This is a genomic window from Micromonospora palythoicola (genome assembly GCF_036689795.1).
Lineage (GTDB): Bacteria > Actinomycetota > Actinomycetes > Mycobacteriales > Micromonosporaceae > Micromonospora > Micromonospora palythoicola.
The window spans coordinates 1-18,151 of record NZ_JBAGKI010000019.1 but is presented as its reverse complement, the minus strand read 5'-3'; the positions used below and the strand labels follow the sequence as shown (position 1 = coordinate 18,151).

Below are 18,151 nucleotides of genomic sequence, written 5' to 3'. Positions count from 1 at the left end.
AGATGTCGCGGCCAGCACCAGACCTGTCGCGTACGCGGCAGGTGACGTTAACCAGGTTGGAACAAACACGGCGCCGCTGCCGGGCCGACTGCCCGGCAGCGGTGCCGTCGTCGACTGTTCAGCTGGCCGTGGTGCCGGCGAGAGCGGCCGGTCCCATCCGGAAGTCCGGGTCGATCTGCGTGGTGAGATCGACCCCGGTGCGCTCGTTGGCCCAGGCTCCGGCGTTGCGCCGGTGGAACTCGTGGGCCCAGCGGGTGAACGCCGCCCAGTCCTGCGTGGTGCCGTCGACGGCCTCGGTCATCAGGCCCAGCACCGCGCGGTTGGCGTTCTCGAGGTCGTGCAGCGGGCCGACCGTGCCACGCTCGGCGCGGCGCACGTAGGCCGACCGGCTCATCCAGGCGAGCAGGTCCGCGCCGACGTGCTCGTGGAGGAACGCCACATCGGCGGCGTCCTCGACCTTGTTGCCGATCACCGACAGGGCCACCCCGTAGTCACGCGCGTAGCCCGCGTACTGCCGGTAGACGCTGACGCTGCGCACCGTCGGTTCGCAGACCAGGAAGGTGCGGTCGAAGCGGGTGAACAGTCCCGAGGCGAACGAGTCGGCACCGGCGGTCATGTCCACCACCACGTACTCGCCGGGCCCGTCGAGCAGGTGGTTCAGCAGCAACTCAACCGCGCCGACCTTGGCGTGGTAGCAGGCCACCCCCAGATCCTCGGCGCTGAACTCGCCGGTCGCCGCCAGCCGGACGCCGCCGACGGTGGTCACACACTCGGCGTAGATCGGGTTCTCCTCCGCCACCCGCAGCAGCCGTGACCCCCGTCCGGGCGGGGTGGTCTTCACCATCTGCGTCGCCGAAGCGATGCGCGGGTTGTCGCCGCGCAGGTACTCCTTGATCGCCGGCAGGTGTTCACTCAACGGCCGCGCCGCGCTCACGGCGCCCGGACCGCCCAGGGCCACCGCGAGATGCTGGTTGATGTCGGCGTCGATGGCCAGCACCGGGTGTCCCTCGGCGGTGAGCTGGCGGGCGTGGAGCGCGGCGAGGGTGGTCTTGCCGCTGCCACCCTTTCCGACGAAGGCGATCTTCACCGGCACCCCTCCACCCAGTTGCTAACGGTAACCGTTTCCATGAGACGCATGGTAGCGGGCCGTCGCGCCGCCCGACGCCGAACCCGCCTGACTCACCGGCACCGGTGTGTCAGGCCCGTCGTCGCCGACCGGCACGAGGTCGAGCACGTCGGTGGCCAGCCGGCGAATGTTGGCCAGGCCGACCTCGGGGCCGCCGCCGGCCTCCACCATGAACAGCAGGTGGCGTACCCCGGGCAGCGCCGCCGCCCGCGCGACCGCCTGCCGGCAGCGGTCCGGCGCGCCCACCGGATGGATGTCGATCAGATGCTCCACGTAGCCGGCCGGATCCCGTGGTCCGGCCGGTGCGCCGTCCAGGCGGACGTACTCCCGGGTGCCGGCCAGCAGTGGGGGAAGTCCGCTGCCGACCAGCCGGGCCGCTTCCGCGTCCGTCTCCGCCACCTGGGCGAGATGGGCGCTGGCATGCTCGATGCCGGCCGGATCCTGCCCGTGCGCCTCGGCGACCCTGGCGTAGCGGTCGAGCAGTTCGGCCTTCTCGGCGAGATCGGCGTGCAGGCCGAGCAGCAGCGGCAGGCCGTGCCGGGCGGCCAGATCGACCGTGCCGGTCGAGGTGGCCGCGACCCAGACCGGCAGCCGGCCGGACGGTCGCGGCACCACCGGCACCGCACGGAACGGGAAACGAGGGTTGCCGGCCACCGTCGGCTGCCCGGACAGCCACCTGGTCAACAGCTCCAGCGAGTCGTGGAACCCGTGCGTGAACCGCTCCGTCCCGGTGCCGAAGACCTCCAGGTCCACCCAGGGCCCGCCCCGGCCGACGCCGAGCCGGAACCGCCCGCCGGACAGCTCGTGCAGCAGCGCCGCCTCCTCACCCAACGCCACCGGGTGCCGGTTGGACAGGATGCAGGCGGCGGTGCCCACCGTGATGCGGCGGGTGGCCCCGAGCAGGTGTGCGGCGAAGGTGGTCGCCGACGGGCAGACGCCGTAGGAGATGAAGTGGTGCTCGGCGATCCACACCCCGGCGAACCCGGCGGCCTCGGCCGCGCGGCCGTAGTGGTGGGCGGTGACCAGTGCCTCGGTGTGCGAGTCGCCGGGGCGTTGCCCGGCGAGCAGGAACAGGTGCGCGGGTACGCCCCGACCGGCTCGCCGGGTTTCGCTGGGATCAACAGTCACGCAGCTCGGGGGACTGGTTGAGCAGCTGGCCCCGCGTCGAGGTGAACCGGCGGTAGGTGTCGGAGTCGACGGCGGACGGTCGGAACGCCGCGATCCGGTGGCAGTTCTGGAAGGCGAGCTTGACGCCGAAGTGACGCTCCAGGCTGGACCGGATGGCGTCACTGGCCAGGGCGCGCAACAGCTGGCCCCGCTCCGCCTCACTGGGTGGCGGCACCTGGTTGTCGGCGAACTCGGCGTCGGAGGACGCCAGCTCCGACGCCACCCGGCTGACGGTCTGCCAGGCGTACGGCAGTGACTCGCGGACGCAGGCCACGAATGCCTCGTCGTCGACGGGGCCGGACTCGGCGGCCCGCAGCAGGCTCGGCGGCACGGTGAGAGACATGCTCCTCCTCAGCTAATGATCACGGTTGTCATTACCGCTACGTACGGAGCACATCACGTCACTGTCGGGAGTGTCAATGCCGTCGCGCCGGACCCGGTCAGCCGAGGGCGCGCAACCGAACGGCGAGGGTGTCCTGGAAGAAGTCGAGGAAGCCGTCCGGGTCCGGGCCGGCGTTCTGCAGCACCACGTGGTCGAAGCCCGCGTCGACGTAGGTCCGCACCGCCTCGACGTGCACGTCCGGGTCGGGACCGACGGCGAACTGCTGGCGGATGTCGTCCTCGGTGACGGTGCGCGAGGCCGCGTCGAAGTTCACCGGGTTCGGCAGTTCGCTCATCACCTTCCAGCCGGTGACCGCCCAGCGGCTGGTCTGCCAGGCCGCGCGTACGGCCTGCGCCTCGTCGGGGGCCCAGGCCAGCGGGACCTCGGCGTAGCGGGGGCCCTGCCCGCCGAGCCGCTGGTAGGTCCGCACCAGGTCGGCCTCGGGTTCGGTGGCGAACAGGCCGTCACCGAGTTCCGCGGCGATGGTCGCGGACACCTCACCACTGGCGGCGACGGCGATCACGGGCGGCTCCTCCGGGAGGTCGAACACCCGGGCGTCGTCCAGCTGGAGATGCCTGCCCTCGTACGAGTGGTAGCCGCCGGACCAGAGCAATCGGATGATCTCCAGTGCCTCGCGGAGTCGCTCGTGCCGTCCCCGTGCCCCGGGAAAGCCCTGGCCGACGATGTGCTCGTTGAGGCGCTCGCCCGCACCCACGCCGAGGGTGAACCGATTGTCGGAGACCAGGGCGAGCGTGGCGGCGGCCTGCGCGATGATCGCCGGGTGGTACCGTACGCTCGGGCAGGTGACCCCGGTCGCCAGTTCGATCCGGTCGGTCCGGGCGGCGATCGCCCCGAGCACCGTCCAGGTGAACGACGAGTGACCCTGGCTGTCCAGCCAGGGGTGGAAGTGGTCGCTCATCTCGACGAAGTCGAACCCCACCTGCTCAGCGCGCACCGCCTGCCGAATGATCTCGTTCGGCCCGAAGCCCTCGCTGGACAGCTTGTATCCGATCCGCATCAGCTCTCCCGATCATGAACCCAGTCCGTCCCTGCCACTTTTGCACTAGTAAGCCCGGTACGGTGGTGGAAATCCGGTGAGCGGCGCTTCGTTTGTCGGCCGTCAGAGCGGGGGCGGTGGGGTGGCGCCGGGTGGCTGCCGCCCCCATTCCCGGCGGCGGTCCGCCTACGACCGCACGTCGAGGGTGTACTCGACCCAGACGTTGAGGTCGCCCGCGAGCCCACGAAGGACGAGCTGGTGCTCGCCCGGATCGGGCGGTTCCAGCGCGACCCAGAGCCCGCAGGCGACTCCGTCGAAGGTGCCACCGTCCGAGCCGAACAGCGGGCTTCCGGCGACCACCTCGAAGCGGACGGGCTCGCTGGCCATCCGGGCCGGTGTCACCCGCTGCATGTCCAGCACCGCCCAACCGTCCGCCTCGTCGAGGAAGCCCTCGCAGTCAGCCGGATCGTCGGACACCAGATTCACCAACGGCGCGATGATCGGCCGGCCGGCCGGTACCGCGCAGCGGCGTTCAGCTCGACCACCGAACGTGCCGGCGACGAACCAGACGTCGCCCGGTTGATTGCGGGCGCAGTCCCCACCGTCCGGATCGGCGACGGGGTTGGTGGCGGTCGGTTCGGCGGCGGCCCAGGCCCACCAGCGTTGCTGAACCAGCGGCGACATCTCCGGCCGGTCCGGCCCGGGGGACACGGCGCTCGCGGTGTCGGCGGCCGGCGTACCGGACCCGTCCACTCCGGAGCAGGCGGACAGGGCGAACGCGCCACACACGAACGCCGCGACGCGGCGAGTGATCTTCGAGGTCACGACCGGCAGCGTACGCATCCCACGCCGGTCCCGCCGCCCGTCGGTGCAGCCGGGCACCGCGACCTCCCGTCGCGGCGTGCCGTCATCGACCGCGCCCACGCGCCTGCGCCGGGCCGGACGGCCTGAAGCGTAACTGATGGGTTACACTTCGACGGTGGACGACGTGGCCGCCGCGATCGCGGACCCGGTGCGGCGGCGCATCCTCGAACTGCTGCGGGAGCGTCGGCTGCCGGCCGGACGGATCGCCGAGGAGTTCGAGATCAGCCGGCCGGCGATCAGCCGGCACCTGCGCGTGCTGCGCGACTGCGGCCTGGTCCGCGACACCGTCGTCGGCCGCCGGCGACTCTACGAACTGGATTCGACCCGGCTCGTCGAGCTGATCCGGTGGCTGACCCCGTTCACCCGGACCGACCTCTGGGAACGCCGCCTCGACGCCCTGGAGACCGAGGTCTACCGTGCCCGCCGCGACCGCCGTACCGGCGACTCGCCATCCGCCACTGAGGAGCGCACCGCATGACCCGAATCCCGACCGGCCGACTCTTCGGCGCCGAGGACGGCGTCGACCTGGTCCTCACCCGCACCTTCCCGGCCCCGATCGACGACGTGTGGGCCAGCCTCACCGAGCCGGAACGCACGGCCCGCTGGTTCGGCCCCTGGAAGGGCGACGCCGCACCCGGCCGCACCGTCCGGGTCCAGATGGCCATGGAGGAGGACGCACCCTGGTCCGACCTGCGGATCGACGCGTGTGAGCCGCCCCGGCGGCTGGCCGTGTCCATGCGCGACGAGTACGGCCACTGGGTGCTGGAGTTGCTGCTGACCTCACACGGCGAGCGCACCGAGCTGCGCTTCGTGCAGCATCTCGACGACGCCACCGGCATCGGCGAGGTCGGGCCGGGCTGGGAGTACTACCTCGACTGTCTGGTGGCCGCGCGCGACGACACGGCGCTGCCGTCGTTCGACGACTACCACCCGCCGATGAAGGCGTACTACGAGCAGCTCCGGCCGGAGTGATCGAAGGTACCCACATCCGTGCCATTCGTTCCGTTTTGCTCGATCCACCCCGGGTACCGCCCTGGTCATCTGGCTCTCGTGCCCCAGGGAGGTACCCGTCGAGATGAACGCCCGCAACCCCGCCGAGGCGGTAAGAAATGTCGTGGAAGCCGCGGCGGAGAAGGTGACCGACGCCGGCACCCCGCAGGTGCCCGGTGCGCCGGGCAGCGCCCCGCCACCACGCGACGAGCCGACCACGCCACACGAACCGCTGCCGCCGAAGCCCGAGCAGGGCGCCCCGCAGACCCGTACGCCGACCGGCGCCGAGACCGGCGCGCCGGCCACCGCCAACGGCCAGCAGGGTGCCTTCCTCACCACCGCGCAGGGCGCGCGGCTAAGGGACACCGACCACTCCCTCAAGGCCGGCCCGCGCGGGCCCGTCCTGCTGCAGGACCACCACCTGCGGGAGAAGATCACCCATTTCGACCACGAGCGCATCCCCGAGCGGGTGGTGCACGCCCGTGGCGCGGGTGCCCACGGCGAGTTCACCGCCTACGGCACCGCCGAGGCCGTCACCCGGGCGGGCTTCCTGGCCAAGGGCCGCACCACCGAGGTCTTCGTCCGCTTCTCCACGGTGCTCGGTTCCCGGGGCTCGGCCGACACCGTCCGCGACACCCGGGGCTTCGCCACCAAGTTCTACACCGACGAGGGCACCTTCGACCTGGTCGGCAACAACATGCCGGTCTTCTTCATTCAGGACGCCATCAAGTTCCCCGACATCATCCACGCCGGCAAGCCGCATCCCGACCGGGAGATCCCGCAGGCCCAGAGCGCGCACGACACCTTCTGGGACTTCGTCTCGCTGCACACCGAGGCGCAGCACCACGCCATGTGGAACATGTCCGACCGGGGCATCCCGCGCTCCTACCGGACGATGGAGGGCTTCGGCGTGCACACCTTCCGGCTGGTCAACGCCGCGGGTGAGACGGTGCTGGCCAAGTTCCACTGGAAGCCGAAGCTGGGCGTGCACTCGCTGACCTGGGAGGAGGCTCAGCTGCTCGGCGGCATCGACCCGGACTTCCACCGGCGTGACCTCTACGACGCCATCGAGGCCGGCGCGTTCCCCGAGTGGGAGCTCGGCCTCCAGGTCTTCCCCGACACGCCCGAGGAGACCTTCGCCGGCGTCGACCTGCTCGACCCGACGAAGATCGTGCCGGAGGAACTCGCGCCGGTGCAGCCGGTCGGCAAGCTCACCCTGAACCGCACGCCGACCAACTTCTTCGCCGAGACCGAGCAGGTCGCCTTCCACGTGGGACACCTGCCGCCGGGCATCGACGTCACGAACGACCCGCTGCTGCAGGGGCGGCTCTTCTCGTACGTCGACACGCAGTTGACCCGGCTGGGTGGGCCGAACTTCGCCCAGATCCCGATCAACCGGCCGCACGCCCCGGTCAACGACATGCTGCGCGACGGCGTCCACCAGCACGCCGTGCACGCGGGTGTGGCACCGTACCGGCCGAACTCCCTCGACGGTGGCAATCCGTTCCCGGCCGGCGACGACGACAACGCGTTCGTCGACGTGCCGGTACAGGTCGCGCAGGCGCCCAAGGTACGCGCCAACCCCGCCTCGTTCGACGACCACTTCAGCCAGGTACGCCTGTTCTGGCTGAGCATGTCCCCGGTCGAGCGGGAGCACATCATCCGGGCGTACACCTTCGAGCTGGGCAAGTGCTACCACCAGGCGATCAAGGAACGGCAGCTCCAGTGCCTGGCCAACATCGACCCGGTGCTCTGCGCCCAGGTGGCCACCGGTCTCGGTCTGCCCGCGCCGGAGCCGACGGTGCCGTTGGCGGACGTCGAGCCCAGCCCCGCGCTGTCCCAGGTGGGGCGGCAGTGGCCGGCCGACGGCCGGATGGTCGGCATCGTCGTCGACCCTCAGGCCGACCTCGACGGCGTCCGGGCGGCCCGCGAGGCGGTCTTCGCCGCCGACATGGTCCCGCTGCTGATCGCGCCGCACGGCGGCACGATCGGTGACCTGCCCGCGCAGCGGAGCTTCGCCACCGGCCGCTCGGTCGAACTCGACGCGCTCCTGCTCGCCTCGGCGCCCGCGCCGGCACCGGACGCGTTGCCGGCCCGCGACGCCAAGGCGGGTGCGGCCGGCTCGGCCGCCGTCGACCCCCGGGTACTGCTGATGGTCGAGGAGTGCTGGCGGCACGCCAAGGCCATCGGTGCCTGGGGGACCGGTGTGACCGTGCTGGACCAGGCCGGTGTCACCGGCACACCCGGCGTGGTCACCGGCGACTCCGCCAGCGAGGTCCTGACCGCCGTCCAGCAGTTGATGGCCGACCACCGCGTCTGGCACCGATTCCCCACCTCCGTCGCCTGACCCACTTCGCGCCGTAGGAATCTTGGTCCGTGAGCGCCCCCAGGAGGGTGCTCACGGACCAAGATCTACACGTCCACGCTCGTGGCAGCGGGACCACGTGGGGTTTGGCGGGTCAGGTGTCGGTCAGTACCTTGTGCAGGCGGCGGGCTTCGGTGACCAGGCGGCTCGATCCGCCTCGGGCGGCGAGGTCGGCCAGGCCGGGCACGTCGATCCGTACGCCGGTCAGGGTTGCCGTCTCGGCGGCCAGGGTCAGCAGGTCCGGTGCGCCACGCGGTGCCGTGGGCGCGGCCAGCACCGCCGGGAGCGCGGCGGCCAGCAGCCGCCACACGGTCAGCGGCGCTCCTGCCTGCGCGGCGTCGCGTAACGGTTCGACCACCCGGGACAGCTTCACCAGTTGCCGGGCGGCCAGGGTGCCGAGCTGCTTTCCGGTGCCGGCGGCGTCGAAGTCACCGGTGGCGGCGAGGGCGAGCAGCGCGTCGACCGTCGCCACCCGGTCCGGGGCGTGCCGGGCAGCGAGCCCGTAGGCCACCGCCAGGTCGAAGGCCGCGCCGCCCGGGCCCTCGATCTCCGCGAGCAGGGGCAGCACCGCGGCGCCGTCGCGTTCGTCCATGTCCGCGGCACCGGCGACCAGGGGCAGGGCGTACGCGGTGACCACGCCCCGGTGTCGGGGCAGCAGCGACGGCCACAGGTGCACCCAGCCGGAGTGGTCGCCGCCGAGCGGCGTGGCCGGCGCGGTCAGCAGCCCGTACCGGTCGATCGTGCCGGCGGGTGGTGCCAGCTCGACAAGGATCCGCTCGGCCGGCATGTACGCCCACTCCCAGTGGCGGTTGCCCCGGCGCGGGTCGCGGGTGACGGTCCGGGACCGGATGACCGGCTGGGGGAGGCCGCCGTCGCGCAGCCAGGCGGCGAGCCGCCGGCCGGCCGCGGTGCCGAGCGCCGCCGCCTTCGCGGCGAGGGTCTCGTCGGCCGCGGTGGGCAGCCGCAGCAGCGCCTGAGTGAGATCCCAGTGACCGGGCTCCCGGTCACCCAGCGCGGCGAGCCGTGCCACGAGCGCCGTCGGGTCGAGCAGACCGTTCGTCGAGGTGGGCAGGGCCAGCAGGCCGGACCGTCCCGGCTCGTCGAGGTACGCGCCGATCTCGGCCAGCCGGGCCCGCAACAGCCGGTGGACCGGTGGCACCTTGGGATCGGTGACCGCCAGCTCCGGCACCGCGCCGGGTCGGTGCACCGCCGTCAGGAGTTTCCCCCACCGCTCCCGCCGCCGGTCGGCGCGGCTGACTCCGGCGCTGCGGAACACCTCGACCACCGTCTCGCAGAGACAGAGCGGATCCCAGCGGTGTTCGTTGGCCCAGGACCAGTGCCGCCGCTCGATCACCGGGTCGAGGGCGGCGCGCACCCGGGGCCCGTCGGCCGCGGTGAGTCGGACCAGCCCGTCGAGGATCCGCTCCAGCGGTGCTCCCTGGTACGGCGTGCCGAGCAGGGCGGCAACCTCCTCGGTCAACTCGTCCAGGTCGGAGACCGGGTCGGGGACCGGTGCGGGCGGCGCGGGCGGGGGCAGGTCGTCGCCGCGCGGCCGAGTCAGCGCCGGGCCGACCGGTGCCGGCTCGACGCCGTGGCGGGCGGCCAGAGTCGACGCCCGCTCCCGCAACTCCACCGCCGGATGCTCGGCGGCCACCGCGATCACCTCGGCGATCTCGGCGGCCCGGTCCCGGTGCCGGCGGGCGAGTTGGTCGAGCCAGGTGAGCTGGGTCCGGACAAGTGTCTTGTCGGGCCGGGTGAGCAGCTGCCGGGAGGCGTCGAGGATGGACTCCAGCTCCAGCTCGGGCAGCTTCCGCAGCGCCTTCTGGGCCATGGTGGCCACCGGTGCGGGAGCGTCGACGAGCAGCCGCAGGTAGTCGGTGACCCGGGCGGTGACCTCGGTGGTGGTCGGCGCGAGCTGGTCGAGCAGGGCGGTGAAGGCGCGCAGCGCGGCGGGCCGGTCGCCGCGCAGCAGCCGACCGATCGAACCGTCGAGCAGCGTCACCCGGTCGACCACCCCTTCGCTGGCGAGCTGCGCGAGGGCGGCCGGCAGGGCGGACCGGCCCGGTTCGTCCCAGTTGTCGTGGCCGGCGACGAACATCATCTGGACGCCGATGCCGTCCACCTCGAACAGTCGGGGCAGCATGGCGGCCAGGAACGGATCGTCGCGCAGCCGGTCCACCACCGGCGCCGGCTGGCCGTGGTGGCGCTGGTCCGGGGACTCGACCGCGGTCAACCACAGCTGCACGCACCGGTCGTCGGTCGGTGGCGCGCCGCCCTCGGCGTGCAGCAGGGTGGCGACGAAATGCCACCGGCCGACCCAGGTGTCCGGACGGAACCGGGCGGCGATCCGGTGGGCCAGGTCGGTCAGCCAGTCGACGCCCCGCTCCTGTGCCACGCCGCGGACCAGTCCGGCCGCGCGGCGACCGTGCGGGTTGACCGAGGGACGACCGAGGATCGCCGCGGCCTGGGCGGCGGTCGGCAGGCAGCCGACCACGGCGACCGCCAGGGCGGTCCCGGTGCCGGCCGACCACCAGGTGTCCCGGTCACGCTGCTTGAACCAGGCGGTCAGCTCGACGCCGATCTCCCGGCGGCGCTGCTCCGGCAACCTTTCCAGCGCTGCCGCGACCGACTTGGCGTCGCCGCCGCTCACCAGGGCGAACAGGTTGCTCGTGTCACCGGCCGCCAGCTCCTGCCGACGCCGTACGGTGCGCTCCGCCGGCCGCGTCACGCCGGCTCCTCGACCCGCTCGGTGGCCAGCATCCGGGTGGCCAGGGCATGCCGGCACGGCCCGCGTTGCCCCCGGTGTTTCGCCCACCAGGGACAGGTGCAGGTCAGACCGCCGTCGGGGAGCTGGCGGACCCGGTACACCTGGTCGCCGCTGCGGACCGTCGCTGACGGCCCGTCGCGCCGGACCGCCCCGGCGTCGAGCAGCGCACGGGCACCGACCAGCCGCGGATTGTCCCGCTCGGCCCGGCCCGCGTCGTACGGCATGACCCGGTGGAAGTACGCCGCCTCGGCCACGTCGTAGCCGACCCGGCCGGCGGTGCCGAGCTGGGCCAGTGCACCCCGGACCCGTTCCGCGTCGATGCCGGCCTGCTCGGCCAGCCGGTCGGGCTCGATCGTCGGATCCCAGGACAGCAGGGCGGAGACGAGGTCGGCGTCGTCGACGACGTCGTCACCGGCGAGCGCGGCGAGGGCGGCTCCCTCGCCGGAGAAGCCCCGGTACGGCTCGGGGGAGAGGGTCAGCGACAGCCGCAGCGCGCCGGTGTCCAGTTCCCAGACGCTGGGTGCCGGGGCGGCGCCGGCAGCCACCGTCGGGCCGTACACCCGCAGGGTCTTCGCGAAGCGCAGCATCGGGTGCAGCGCGGCCAGCCGGCCGGCCCCGGCCAGGCAGACCGCTCCGGCGACGGGGCGGGAGGTCAGCCGCAGTGACCGGCCGGCCGGCACCACCCAGAGCACCGACCGGTCACCGCCTCTGGGCAGCCGGCGCAGGAAGGCGGCGGCCTCGGCCGCCGGCAGCTCCGCCCGGGGCTCGAACCGGGCCGCGAGGACCTGCACCTCGGCGAAGCCGCGTAACCAGCGCGCCGGCAGCGGCACCTTCTTCTCCACCACCTCGCCGTCCAGGGTGGAGACGGTGAGATCGTCGGGACCGACCGACAGGTGCAGCGGATCCAGACCGCCGACCCGGGCCAGTGCGTCGCGCAGTGGGGTGTTCACGTCGACGTTCGTCGTGCCGTGCTCGGACACCGCACCGTCGAGCCCGGCGGGCAGCACGTCGAGCCGCGCGTACACCCCGCAGCAGCCGGAGAAGGACTCGAAGCGGAGCCGGTCGCGACTGCCGGTGACCACCGGGTCGAGGCTGGCCGGGCTGACCGGCCGGTGGTATCGGGTGCGGGCCACCTCGGCCACGGCCAGCAGACCGACCGCGGCCGCCTGCCCGGTGGTGAGGAAACCGGTGAAGAAGCGGGGATTGGGCGTGGGACCGCCGCTGGTCTGTAGCGCGAGCGACCGCTGCCGGAGCGTGGAGGGGGCGAGGTACCGGTACGTCTGCACTGCGTTCACGCCGCCGCACGGTAGAGCATCCCACCGACACCGGCGGGCCGGAGTCCTCAGTGGGCGGCGACGGCAATCGCCTCCACCGGCGCCGGCACGGAGAGCCGGCCGGGGCGGACCACCACGACGAGCACGACGAGAGCCGCGACCATCCCACCGGCGATCACCAGGGCCATCGCCACGGCACCGGTGCCGAGCACACCCACAAGTGGGGCGGCCACCGCTCCGATACCGAACTGCACCGCGCCGAGCAGCGCGGAGGCGGTGCCGGCCGCCTCGCCGTGTCGGGTCAGGGCCAGCGCGGGAGCGTTCGGCAGCGCCAGGCCGGCCGCCGCGAGCACCACCCAGAGCGACGCGAGCAACGCCGGCAGGCCACCGATGCCGGTCGCGGCGAGGCCGAGCAGCACCAGGCTGGCGGCCGAGCCGACGATCAGGGCGGTCACCAGGATCCGCTGCGGGGACCAGCGACGCAGCAGGCGTACGTTGCCCTGGGTGGCCGCGATCAGTCCCACCGCGCCGGCACCGAACGCCAGCCCGAACTGCTGCTCGTCGAGCCCGTACCGCTCCTGCAGGACGAACGAGGAGCCGCCGACGTAGGCGAACAGGGCCGCCATGGCCAGCCCGGCCACCAGCACCAGCCCGACGAAGGCGCGGTCACGCAGCAGCGAGCCGTAGAGCCGGACGGTGGGCAGCACACCGCCGCGCTGGCGCCGCGGCGGCGGCAACGTCTCCGGCAGGCCGAACATCGCGATCAGCAGCAGCAGTACGCCGAAGACCGCGAGGGCGGCGAACACGCCGCGCCACTGCGTCCACCGCAGCAACTCGCTGCCCAGGGTCGGCGCGAGGATCGGGGCGGCACCCATCACGAGCAACAGGCGGGACAGCAGCTGGGCGAAGGCCGTGCCGCTGAACAGGTCACGGACCACGGCCATGGCGATGACGGCGGCCGCCGCCGCACCCAGGCCCTGGACCACCCGCAGCGCGCCGAGCACGGTGATGTTCGGGGCGAGGGCGCAGCACACGGACGCCGCGATGTGCAGCGCTGTGCCGGCGATCAGCGGTGCCCGCCGGCCGACGGCGTCGGAGAGCGGGCCGATCAGCAGCTGTCCGAGGGCGAGGCCGATGAGCGTGCCGGTGAGTGTCAGTTGGACCGCCGCCGAGGTGGTGCCGAGGTCGTCGACGATCGAGGGCAGCGCGGGAAGGTACATGTCGATGGTCAGCGGGCCCACCGCGATCAGTGAGCCGAGGACGAGGATGAGGCGCAGGCGCTGGCGGCGGCTCATCAGGTCGCCCGGCATCAGCGCGGCCGGCGGTGCGGCGGCGTCGACGCCGCTCACCGGAGGACCTCCCGCCGGCCGGGGGACGGGGCGGGACGTGGTGCGATGCTCATACCTGGCTGCAACCCGCCTGCGGCGGGCTGATTCCCGCTTGATCCAGAGGTAAGCCACCTCACACCTGCGGCCCGCTCGTCGGACCGGCGGACCGGGCCGCCGCCTACGGCCCACGGCCGGTCGCCGGCCCCAACGTCGATGGCGGGACCGGCGACCGGTGGTTCTCGGTACGGAGGTGGGTCAGGCGGCTTCGGTGGCGGTGCCGGCGGTCACCTCCCGCCGGGCGGCCGGGTAGCGGATGCTCTCCACCATCTCGACGATCTCGTCCGGCGGTGGCGCCGTCATCTTCGACACCACGACGGTGACGACGATGTTGACGATCGCGCCGATGGTGCCGATGCCCTCCGGGCTGATGTCGAAGATGTGCGGGTTGGCCGCGGTGCCGAACACCGGCAGGGTGTAGATCATGTAGCTGGCGGTGAACACCAGACCGGTCACCATGCCGGCCGCCGCGCCGGTGGCGTTACATCGTTTCCAGAAGATGCCGAGCACGATGGCCGGGAAGAAGGTGGACGCCGCCAGGCCGAAGGCGAAGGCGACCACCTGCGCCACGAACGCGGGCGGGTTGATGCCGGCGTAGATGGCGACGAGGACCGCCAGACCCATGGCGATCCGACCGGCGAGCAGTCGCTGCTTGTCGGTGGAGTCCCGCTTGACCCGACGGAAGTACAGGTCGTGCGAGAAGGACGACGAGATCACCAGCAGCAGTCCGGCCGCCGTGGACATCGCGGCGGCCATACCGCCGGCCGCCACCAGACCCACGATCGGTGCCGGCAGGCCGGCGATCTCGGGACTGGCGAGGACCAGGATGTCGTTGTTGACGATCAGGTCGGCGCCGGAGGTCGGGCTGTTGCTGACCGTGTTGATGGTCGTCGCGCCGTCGCTGACGGTGACCAGCCCGGTCGCCGCCCAGTTCTCGATCCACCTGGGCAGCGCGTCGGCCGATACCCCGTTGACGTCCTGGAGCAGGTTGAGCTTGGTGAAGGCGCCCACCGCCGGGGCGGTGGTGTAGAGCAGGGCGATGAAGAACAGCGCCCAGAACGCCGAGTAGCGGGCACCGCGTACGGTCTTCGTCGTGTAGAACCGGACGATGACGTGCGGCAGACCGGCCGTACCGATCATCAGCGCCATCGTCACCAGGAACACGTCGATCTGCGGCCGGGCCGCGAACGCCTCGGTGTACTGGTTCAACCCCATCTCGACGCTTATCGCGTTCAGCTCATCGAGGATCTGGCCGAACGACACCTGGGGAATCGGAATTCCGGTCATCTGCTGGGCGACCGCGAACGCGGGAATCAGATAGGCGACGATCAGCACCGTGTACTGCGCCACCTGGGTCCAGGTGATGCCCTTCATGCCGCCGAGCACCGCGTAGAGGCCGATGATCACGGCGGCGAGGATGACGCCCTGGGTCACGTCCAGCTTCAGGAACCGACTGAAGACGATGCCGCCACCGCGCATCTGCCCGACCACGTAGGTGAAGGAGATGATGATCGCGGCCACGGCGGCGATGGTGCGCACGGTCTCCGAGTACCGGTCACCGACGAACTCGGGCACCGTGAACTTGCCCCACTTGCGCAGGTAGGGGGCGATCAGCAGGGCCAGCAGTACGTAGCCGCCGGTCCAACCCATCAGGTAGATGGTGCCGTCGGAGCCGAGGAACGCGATCAGGCCGGCCATCGAGATGAACGACGCGGCCGACATCCAGTCGGCCGCCACCGCGGCACCGTTGGCGATGGTGGGGATGCCCTGTCCGGCGACGTAGAAGCCGGCGGTCTCCTTCACCCGGCTGCGCCAGGCGATGTAGAGGTAGACGGCGAAGGAGCCGACGATGAAGATGAGGGTCCAGATCTGGATCTGACTCATTTGTCAGCCCCCTCGGTCTCCTGCTCGTCCACGCCGAACTGGTTGTCGAGGCGATCCATCATCTTCGCGTACACGAAGATGAGAATGACAAAGACGTAGATCGATCCCTGCTGGGCGAACCAGAAGCCGAGCGGGAATCCGGCGATGACGATGTTGTTGAGCGGTTCGACAAGCAGAATTCCGAAGCCGAACGAGACGATGAACCAGACGGCCAGGAGAATCACCATGAGCCGCAGGTTGCGGCTCCAGTATTCCTTGCGCCAGCCGTTGTCCGGCGGGGACGCCGGTGGTGGTGCCGCCGGTGGCGGTTCACCGCCACGGGTCTCCTTGTCGGGGGTTACCTCGGTCATGTCTGGAGCCTCCTAGTCGGTATGGAACCGGTAGATCCGGCGAGGGGCCTGCGACACGGCGCCCGGTTGGTGGTGACGCGGTGCTGGTGCCGGGGCCCGACCCGCCCACCCGCGTCGCCGTACTGCTCGACGTGGCTGTGCGGTCGGTCACACCTGTGGTCTGCGAAGCGAACGTGACGCAGCCTGGCCAGGCAAGAGTTGATCCGGTCAGGTGCGGCTTCGGGTCGCTGAGCGGTCCGTTGGACTCCGCGAACGGTCGAGCGGTCCGTACGGAGGTGGTGAATCGCCCGGTTTCGTGGTTTTCCCGGGCCCGGTCCGCCCGCCCACCGACCCCGCCCGACCGCTCACCGACTTGCCCGTTCGGTCAACGGCGCACAGCGCCTAACATCCGGACATGGCCGACACCGCATCCACCGCCGCCCCGGTTCGCCGGCGCGTCTTCCACGCCGGCAGTCTCGGCATGATCGTCGGCGGCGTGCTCGCGCTTGTCGGCTCGCTGCTGCCCTGGGTCATCACGCCGTTCGGGTCACTCTCCGGTGCGGCCGGTCCCGGTCTGTGGACGCTGAGCATGGCGTTCCTCGCCGTCGCCGGTGCCCTGCTGCCGTACCGCAAGGTGGCCATCGCGCACAGCCTGATCCCCGGGCTGGTCGTCGCCGCCATCGTCGGGTGGCAGGTGGCCCGCCTGATCAGCCTCAGCGCCAGCACCGGCGCCTGGGGGCAACTGATGCCCGGCGTCGGTCTGGTCATGGCCGCCGGTGGCGCGGTGGTGCTGATCCGCACCGGCATGCGCCTGGTCAAGCTGAGCTGACGGCCGGCCCCGCCGCGCCGACGGCGCTGCCCGGCCGGCCGCGCCGGACGGCCGGACGGCCGGACGCAAAGATCCGGCCGGCCCGTGAAACCTTCCGCCACCCGTACGCGTCATCCCGCTGAATCGACCGAGGACCACCCGCCACCCGGCGGTCGGCCCCGGTGCTGAGCAGCTCGGGAGGAATCGTGTTGCTGGGTAGGTGGCTCGCCGCTGCGGGCCTGGTGGTGCTGACCGGTACCGCCGTAGGGGTGTACACCATGGGCCCGGCCGCCGGCGACGGGCCGGCCGGCGGTACGCCGGCGCCCGCCGACGGTACGTCGGCGCCCGCCGACGGTCCGGCGGTGGCCGCCGACGGTCCGGCGGTGGCCGCCACGCCACGACCCACGGCGACGGCGACGGCGACGGCGGACCCACTGTTGTCGGGCAAGCGCCGGGTCACCATCGTCCGGGTCGGCGCCTTCGAGTCGGGGCTGGCGCTGCTCGACGGCGGCCGGTTGGCGGAGGTGGACGACGACCGGGGCCGGCAGGTGTTCGTGCCGACGCCGGTGGGCTCGGGACAGTTCCTCGTCAAGGCCTACCACGGCGGCGGCACCGGCCAGCCGGTCTGCTGGCAGGTGCGCAACCCCGGCGACACCCGGCCGCTGTACGTGCGGGGCGCCACCTGCCGGGCCGACGACCCCGCCCAGCGCTTCGAGATCACCGCCGTGACCGACGGTGGCCCCCGGGAGTACCTGATCAGCAACCGGTGGGCGTACCTGCGGGACTCCGCGCGATCCGGTCTGATCATGGAGGAGTTGGGGGACGCTCCTCCGGCGAGTAGCTTCCGGTTCACCGACACCGGACCGGCACCCCGCAGGTAGGACCCGCCTGACGCCCCCGGTCCCGGCCCGGGGGCGTCCGGCGTCCGCCGGGCACCATCAGCAGCGACAGTACGGGTGGGAACGTGAGTGAAACGCGACGCTGAGGAGTTCGACGCCTTCTACGCGGCGTCGGCACAGCGGGTGCTGGGCCACCTGGCGGCGATGACCGGCAGCCGGGCCGAGGCCGAGGACGCGGTGGCGGAGGCGTACGCCAGGGCCTGGGACCGCTGGGCGTCGGTACGGGAGTGTGACAGCCCGGAGGCGTGGGTGCGCCGCGTCGCGTACCGGATCGCGGTGAGCGCGTGGCGCAAGACGGTCAACCGGTTCCGCGCCCACCGCCGGGAGATGGCCGGCCAACAGGTCGAGCCGACCTCGGTCGACCATGTGGCGGTGGTGTCGGCGCTGCGCCGCATCTCCGCCGAGCAGCGGCAGGTGGTCGTGCTGCACCACCTGGTCGGGCTCAGCGTGACCGAGATCGCGACGGAGATCGGCAGCAACGTGAACACCGTCAAGACGCGGCTCGCCCGGGGACGCCGGGCCCTCGCCGTGCACCTGAGCGACGACGCGTACGAGATCACCGGCGGGGGGAGGCAGTGATGGGTGGTGAGCCGCAACTCGACGAGGCCCTGCGCGCGTTGGCCGGGCACGGCCGGCAGGGAAAGGTGCCGGCCGCTGCCGACATCCGCCGCCGGGGTGACCGTCGTCGTCGGCGCCGACGGGCGGGTACCGCCGCGCTGGGTGCCGTACTCGTCGGTCTGCTCGGTGCCGGCGTGGTCCTGGCCCGTCCCGCCGGGGACCCGAATTCACTGCCGATCGGGCCGGCCGGCCCGACGGCGGCGTCGGCCGGTGCCGGCCCCGCCCCCACCGCCCGGCCGCCCCCCCGCGCGACGGGGGGGGGGGGCCGGGCCCCCACCACCCGCCCCGCCCGGGCC

Annotated in this window: 16 protein-coding genes and 1 pseudogene; 7 read left to right on the top strand and 10 right to left on the bottom strand. The window is 72.4% G+C overall.

From position 1 onward, the window contains the following. Positions 1 to 118: 118 nt before the first annotated feature. From V5O40_RS11345 to V5O40_RS11325, 5 genes are all read right to left on the bottom strand, one after another. Positions 119 to 1,093 (bottom strand): ATP-binding protein, encoded by a 975-nt coding sequence (locus V5O40_RS11345; protein ID WP_332905394.1) that lies wholly within the window; start codon positions 1,091 to 1,093, stop codon positions 119 to 121. 15 nt (positions 1,094 to 1,108) lie between these two features. Further along, entirely contained in the window at positions 1,109 to 2,254 is a 1,146-nt protein-coding gene (locus V5O40_RS11340; RefSeq protein WP_332905393.1) for an LLM class flavin-dependent oxidoreductase, read from the bottom strand. Continuing rightward, positions 2,244 to 2,636: an SCO5389 family protein gene (locus V5O40_RS11335; RefSeq protein WP_164447150.1), complete on the bottom strand. Its 393-nt coding sequence runs from the start codon at positions 2,634 to 2,636 to the stop codon at positions 2,244 to 2,246. The genes V5O40_RS11340 and V5O40_RS11335 overlap by 11 nt, the downstream gene beginning before the upstream one ends. 97 nt (positions 2,637 to 2,733) lie before the next feature. Then, positions 2,734 to 3,693, bottom strand: coding sequence for a TIGR03557 family F420-dependent LLM class oxidoreductase (locus V5O40_RS11330; RefSeq protein ID WP_332905392.1), 960 nt, complete (start codon positions 3,691 to 3,693; stop codon positions 2,734 to 2,736). A 165-nt stretch (positions 3,694 to 3,858) separates the two neighbouring features. Continuing rightward, positions 3,859 to 4,497, bottom strand: a complete 639-nt coding sequence (locus V5O40_RS11325) for a hypothetical protein (protein ID WP_332905391.1) — start codon at positions 4,495 to 4,497, stop codon at positions 3,859 to 3,861. A gap of 154 nt (positions 4,498 to 4,651) precedes the next feature. Here V5O40_RS11325 and V5O40_RS11320 point away from each other — a divergent pair, with 154 nt between their 5' ends. From V5O40_RS11320 to V5O40_RS11310, 3 genes are all read left to right on the top strand, one after another. Continuing rightward, a complete protein-coding gene (locus tag V5O40_RS11320; protein ID WP_332905390.1) occupies positions 4,652 to 5,014 on the top strand; it encodes a metalloregulator ArsR/SmtB family transcription factor in 363 nt (120 codons plus the stop codon). Then, positions 5,011 to 5,508, top strand: a complete 498-nt coding sequence (locus V5O40_RS11315) for an SRPBCC family protein (protein ID WP_269741272.1) — start codon at positions 5,011 to 5,013, stop codon at positions 5,506 to 5,508. The genes V5O40_RS11320 and V5O40_RS11315 overlap by 4 nt, the downstream gene beginning before the upstream one ends. 103 nt (positions 5,509 to 5,611) lie before the next feature. Further along, on the top strand, positions 5,612 to 7,873 hold the full coding sequence (locus tag V5O40_RS11310) for a catalase (protein WP_332905389.1): 2,262 nt from the start codon (positions 5,612 to 5,614) through the stop codon (positions 7,871 to 7,873). A gap of 112 nt (positions 7,874 to 7,985) precedes the next feature. Here V5O40_RS11310 and V5O40_RS11305 read toward each other — a convergent pair whose 3' ends face one another. The 5 genes from V5O40_RS11305 to V5O40_RS11285 all read right to left on the bottom strand — a co-directional run bounded on the left by V5O40_RS11305 (position 7,986) and on the right by V5O40_RS11285 (position 15,551). Beyond that, entirely contained in the window at positions 7,986 to 10,619 is a 2,634-nt protein-coding gene (locus tag V5O40_RS11305; protein WP_332905388.1) for a DUF6493 family protein, read from the bottom strand. Then, on the bottom strand, positions 10,616 to 11,953 hold the full coding sequence (locus V5O40_RS11300) for an SWIM zinc finger family protein (RefSeq protein ID WP_332905387.1): 1,338 nt from the start codon (positions 11,951 to 11,953) through the stop codon (positions 10,616 to 10,618). The genes V5O40_RS11305 and V5O40_RS11300 overlap by 4 nt, the downstream gene beginning before the upstream one ends. Before the next feature lie 47 nt (positions 11,954 to 12,000). Then, complete coding sequence (locus tag V5O40_RS11295; RefSeq protein ID WP_408631862.1) at positions 12,001 to 13,227, bottom strand: multidrug effflux MFS transporter; 1,227 nt, start codon at positions 13,225 to 13,227, stop codon at positions 12,001 to 12,003. A 288-nt stretch (positions 13,228 to 13,515) separates the two neighbouring features. Next, positions 13,516 to 15,201, bottom strand: a complete 1,686-nt coding sequence (locus V5O40_RS11290; RefSeq protein WP_332905385.1) for a sodium:solute symporter family protein — start codon at positions 15,199 to 15,201, stop codon at positions 13,516 to 13,518. Next, positions 15,198 to 15,551 carry a DUF4212 domain-containing protein gene (locus V5O40_RS11285; protein ID WP_269741278.1) on the bottom strand — a complete coding sequence of 118 codons (354 nt, stop codon included), beginning with the start codon at positions 15,549 to 15,551 and terminating at the stop codon, positions 15,198 to 15,200. The genes V5O40_RS11290 and V5O40_RS11285 overlap by 4 nt, the downstream gene beginning before the upstream one ends. 394 nt (positions 15,552 to 15,945) lie before the next feature. Here V5O40_RS11285 and V5O40_RS11280 point away from each other — a divergent pair, with 394 nt between their 5' ends. The 4 genes and pseudogenes from V5O40_RS11280 to V5O40_RS11265 form a co-directional block, all read left to right on the top strand. Further along, the gene (locus tag V5O40_RS11280; protein ID WP_093402168.1) at positions 15,946 to 16,359 is read left to right on the top strand and encodes a hypothetical protein; all 414 of its coding nucleotides are present in this window, start codon (positions 15,946 to 15,948) and stop codon (positions 16,357 to 16,359) included. Between the two features lie 185 nt (positions 16,360 to 16,544). Continuing rightward, on the top strand, positions 16,545 to 17,219 hold the full coding sequence (locus tag V5O40_RS11275; RefSeq protein WP_332905384.1) for a hypothetical protein: 675 nt from the start codon (positions 16,545 to 16,547) through the stop codon (positions 17,217 to 17,219). 87 nt (positions 17,220 to 17,306) lie between these two features. Continuing rightward, complete coding sequence (locus V5O40_RS11270; protein WP_332905383.1) at positions 17,307 to 17,816, top strand: sigma-70 family RNA polymerase sigma factor; 510 nt, start codon at positions 17,307 to 17,309, stop codon at positions 17,814 to 17,816. Beyond that, positions 17,816 to 18,151, top strand: a pseudogene (locus tag V5O40_RS11265) (RICIN domain-containing protein); the annotation flags it as partial. The gene V5O40_RS11270 and the pseudogene V5O40_RS11265, both read left to right, overlap by 1 nt.

Coding starts and splice junctions, on each gene's coding strand:
- V5O40_RS11335 (WP_164447150.1), bottom strand. CDS start 2,636: ATGTCTCTCACCGTGCCGCCGAGCCTGCTGCGGGCCGCCGAGTCCGGC.
- V5O40_RS11330 (WP_332905392.1), bottom strand. CDS start 3,693: ATGCGGATCGGATACAAGCTGTCCAGCGAGGGCTTCGGGCCGAACGAG.
- V5O40_RS11315 (WP_269741272.1), top strand. CDS start 5,011: ATGACCCGAATCCCGACCGGCCGACTCTTCGGCGCCGAGGACGGCGTC.
- V5O40_RS11310 (WP_332905389.1), top strand. CDS start 5,612: ATGAACGCCCGCAACCCCGCCGAGGCGGTAAGAAATGTCGTGGAAGCC.
- V5O40_RS11295 (WP_408631862.1), bottom strand. CDS start 13,227: ATGAGCCGCCGCCAGCGCCTGCGCCTCATCCTCGTCCTCGGCTCACTG.
- V5O40_RS11290 (WP_332905385.1), bottom strand. CDS start 15,201: ATGAGTCAGATCCAGATCTGGACCCTCATCTTCATCGTCGGCTCCTTC.
- V5O40_RS11285 (WP_269741278.1), bottom strand. CDS start 15,551: ATGACCGAGGTAACCCCCGACAAGGAGACCCGTGGCGGTGAACCGCCA.
- V5O40_RS11280 (WP_093402168.1), top strand. CDS start 15,946: ATGGCCGACACCGCATCCACCGCCGCCCCGGTTCGCCGGCGCGTCTTC.